The 1,394-nt window shown below is 41.3% G+C and carries 1 protein-coding gene; it reads right to left on the bottom strand.

All coding sequences use genetic code 11. The annotated features are described in order from the left end of the window. Window positions 1-555: 555 nt before the first annotated feature. On the bottom strand, window positions 556-1,020 hold the full coding sequence (locus AB7S66_RS09420) for an FKBP-type peptidyl-prolyl cis-trans isomerase (RefSeq protein WP_428519375.1): 465 nt from the start codon (window positions 1,018-1,020) through the stop codon (window positions 556-558). Between the last annotated feature and the right edge of the window lie 374 nt (window positions 1,021-1,394).

The following is a 1,394-nucleotide window of genomic DNA, read 5'->3' as shown; positions in this document are numbered from 1 at the left end:
ATCAAAGAAGATATATACGATTTTGGTAAGATGGCAAAGAAAAATATCGTAGGGGAGGGAAATCAATGACAGACGACTCCCTCTTCGTAAACATATCCATCCGACACTTTCTTATTTGGTTTTTCTGATAGGCTTACAGTAGCTACAACCAGTCAGTACCCCTTATATTTCTTCAAATAAATCCTCTGATGAAATATCAATGAGCCAGCCATGAGCATACGGACTCCAGGAGCGAGTATAGCTTGTTCCATCGTACGTCACAGCTATACTCAGGAGTTAATCAATTTTGTACTCCATTTTCGATGTGGCTTGGCCTTCCACACGGAGAGGTAAAAGTGGTCCTTCAGTGCATAGTAAAAGATTCATATATCGTGGTATAACTTCCACTAAATCAAATGCGATATTTTTATTTGGATTCTTTTATCATTTACGTGTAATATATTGGTGTACAGAAAATAATCACACAACAAGACCGTCAGCCAGGCAATACTCCCTGTGTACCGACGGTCTTGTATAGGTGATTTAGTTGGTTGAAAGAATCAATCAGAAAACAGATCAGTGTACGTGACCGTGTTCAATCTCTTCCTCTGTAGCCTCACGGACATCTTCGATCTGAACATCGAAATGGAGTGTTTGTCCAGCAAGAGGGTGATTTGCATCCAATGTAATGGTGTCATCCACAACCTCTTTAATGGTCAATAGTTGTACTTGACCGTCTTCTCTCTGGGCCTGAACAGTCATACCCACCTTGACTTCAGTTCCGTCGGCAAACTGATTCCTGGAAACTGCCACAGTCTGGGAAGGATCATATTCACCATACCCTTCCTTGGGTTCGACGGTTACTGATACCTTGTCTCCCTTTTCTTTACCGTGCAGTTCTTTCTCCAGCCCTGGAATGATCATCCCGGAACCGACGATGAAAGAAAGCGGTTCACGGTTTTCTGAAGTATCAAGAACTGTTCCCTGGTCGTTTTTCAATGTGTAGTTCATACTCACTACATGCTTGTCAGAAATCTGCATAAAAATAGCCACCTTACAAATAGATTACAACCTGTTATCCCTCTCATGAAACAAAAGCCAGCGTGGTATTGCCACCATGCCATGATTCTATAAAAACAACCTTCGATATCATGCAAAATAAATGGATGTATATAGGAGATAAAAGATTGTATCTTTAGAAGCTACTAAAAAAACCAGTAAACGGAAAGGGAATCGTGAACTTTTTATGCTAAACAGCGTTATTGGTTGTCTGAAAGACTGTTCAGGTCATGATTACCGAAACTATCATCGCCTGGCAGCGCGTTTCTGTTCATACATCCTGTAATCGGCAACCTTGAAGAGTTCATCACCGGTAGTTCCATCCTCAGGATAGTGAGCATTCCCAAAGCTTATGG

The organism is Sphaerochaeta sp. (assembly GCF_050178175.1).
In the GTDB taxonomy this organism is placed as follows: domain Bacteria; phylum Spirochaetota; class Spirochaetia; order Sphaerochaetales; family Sphaerochaetaceae; genus Sphaerochaeta.
This window is presented reverse-complemented; position numbering and strand designations above follow the sequence as displayed.

Excerpts from the sequence above, each read along its gene's own strand:
- AB7S66_RS09420 (WP_428519375.1), bottom strand. The coding sequence starts at position 1,020 with ATGCAGATTTCTGACAAGCATGTAGTGAGTATGAACTACACATTGAAA.